At 40.9% G+C, this 2,300-nt stretch carries 3 protein-coding genes; 2 read left to right on the forward strand and 1 reads right to left on the reverse strand.

The window, feature by feature from the left end; translation table 11 throughout:
- Window positions 1-73: 73 nt before the first annotated feature.
- Together RDS42_RS14235 and RDS42_RS14240 are read left to right on the forward strand one after the other, a co-directional pair.
- Window positions 74-631: a TetR/AcrR family transcriptional regulator gene (locus tag RDS42_RS14235; RefSeq protein ID WP_308784237.1), complete on the forward strand. Its 558-nt coding sequence runs from the start codon at window positions 74-76 to the stop codon at window positions 629-631.
- Window positions 632-719: 88 nt separating this feature from the next.
- Window positions 720-1,385, forward strand: coding sequence for a hypothetical protein (locus tag RDS42_RS14240; RefSeq protein ID WP_308784238.1), 666 nt, complete (start codon window positions 720-722; stop codon window positions 1,383-1,385).
- A 36-nt stretch (window positions 1,386-1,421) separates the two neighbouring features.
- Here the strand turns inward: RDS42_RS14240 and RDS42_RS14245 are convergent, their stop codons facing one another.
- Window positions 1,422-2,234: an AraC family transcriptional regulator gene (locus RDS42_RS14245; protein WP_308784239.1), complete on the reverse strand. Its 813-nt coding sequence runs from the start codon at window positions 2,232-2,234 to the stop codon at window positions 1,422-1,424.
- Between the last annotated feature and the right edge of the window lie 66 nt (window positions 2,235-2,300).

Genomic DNA, 2,300 nt, shown 5'->3' on the forward strand with positions numbered 1-2,300 from the left:
TAAAATACTCTTGACAGAATTGTTTTAAATCACTATAATGAACATTGTTCATATTGAGAAAAGGAGAACGCGTATGAATACAGTAGTTACCTCAAGAGAAGCAATTCTGGATGCCAGCAGAAAACTGATCCAAAATAAAGGATGGGCTGCGGTAAATATCCGAAGTGTAGCCGGAGAATGCGGTGTATCTGTAGGTTCTATCTACAACTACTTCCGCTCCAAAGCAGAACTGATCGCTGCTGCTGTGGAAAGTGTCTGGTGTGATATTTTTCATTTCCCGGACCAGGAATATTGTTTCGACAGTTTTTCTGACTGTATTCAATGGATTTTTGACAGTCTGAAAAAAGGAGAAGAAAAATATCCCGGTTTTTTCACTTTGCATTCTGTTGGTTTTGTAAATGAAGACAAATCAGGAGGAAAACAACTGATGGCACAGTCCTGGGAACATATCCGAAAAGGCTTGTGTATGACATTGAAAAATGACAAAAACATCCGGCCGGATGCCTTTGACGATACATTTTCACCGGAAATGCTTTCAGAGATCGTCTTTTCCCTGATCCTTTCAGAAATGCTTCAAAAAAGAAATTCCGGATCTTCCATTCAGGAAATGATCCGAAGACTGATTTACTAAAAAACGTGCGGAAGAGCAGACACCGCTCCTCCCGCACATGTTTTTTCAACAAAATTGAACAATGTTCACAAAGAAAAGGAGAATGATTATGCAGGCAATTGGAGAAACTTTATTTGATGTGGTTTATCTGGTACTGGTAGTAGCTGTCGGTATCAAAATGATTCGTGAAAGTAAGGATCATAAGCAGTTCCGTCTTTTTGGCATTATGGCTGTCACTTTAGGATGCGGAGATGCATTTCATCTGGTTCCCCGTGCGTATGCACTGTGCACCACAGGACTGGAGAACTTTGCTCCGGCACTTGGCATTGGTAAATTTATCACTTCCATCACTATGACTGTTTTTTATATTCTTTTATATTATGTATGGAGAAACCGCTATCATGTGGAGGGCAAAAAGGAAATCACTGCTGCGGTATATCTGATGGCAGGCATCCGTATCGCGCTCTGCCTGTTTCCTCAGAACCAGTGGACAAGCGCCAATGCTCCCTTATCCTGGGGAATTTACAGAAATATCCCATTTGCTGTTCTTGGACTGATCGTCATCGTCCTGTTTTATAAAAGTGCAAAAGAACACAATGACAAAGCTTTCCGCTGGATGTGGCTGACCATTGTACTGAGCTTCGGCTTCTATATCCCCGTAGTATTATGGGCTGATGCTGTTCCGGCTGTCGGTATGCTTATGATTCCAAAAACATGTGCTTATGTCTGGACAGTTCTGATCGGATATCAGGCTATGAAAAAAGAAAACATCTAAAAAAATGGCAGTGTCCCTTCCAGGAAAGATTATCTCTCACTCCTGGGTAGGCGCACTGCCAAATTGTTTTTTATAGGCCCGCACAAAGGTTGTATAATCGTGAAAACCACTTTGTTCTGATGCTTTCATCACCGGAATTCCCTGCGCAATCAGAGAGCGGGCAAAAAGAAGACGTTTACTTGTAATATAACTGTGTATGGTAAAACCTGTCTCTTCCTTGAATTTTCGCATCATATGATATCTGCTGAGAAAAAATTCTCCGGCAAGCGTATCAATAGAAAGATCTTTTTCCAGATTTCGATTGATGTAACGAACCAGTTTTTCCACCTGAGAATCAGAAGAATAGGATTTTTTATCAGTAATGTATTCTTTTTGGAGAAAAACCCGGTTGATATGTACCATAAACTGAGTAAAAAGTGCCTTTTTTAACAGTTCGTCACCAAACTGCTGTCCGGCAAGAGTTGTTTCCAGTTCATAGAGTATATCCTTCAGCCGTTCCTGAAAATGAGAACTGAGACGGATCAGACTGAAGCTTCGGTCAGCAGCCTTCTGAAAACAGGCAGTCAGTTCTCTGCTCTGAATATCTTCACGGATCCACAGAATAAATCTTTCATAAGGGACTGAGAAATCAATCTCCGGCATATGTATGGCGCCGCGGCTTACCAGAAGGATATCCCAGGGTTTCAGATGATAAGCCTTCCCTTCTATATGATAAACAGCGCTGCCTGACAGAAAGATAACTATCTTGTGAAAATCATGATAGTGATAAACATATTCTTTTTTTATCTGATCCTTAAGATGAAACAAACGAAAATCCTCTTCCAGATAACCGGCTTTTTCTGTTTCCATCACAATCTCACCTCCCTTTGGGAATCTATCGCAGTCTGAAGAAATACTTCTATGAAGCCAAATGTT

The organism is uncultured Blautia sp. (assembly GCF_902497045.1).
In the GTDB taxonomy this organism is placed as follows: domain Bacteria; phylum Bacillota; class Clostridia; order Lachnospirales; family Lachnospiraceae; genus Blautia_A.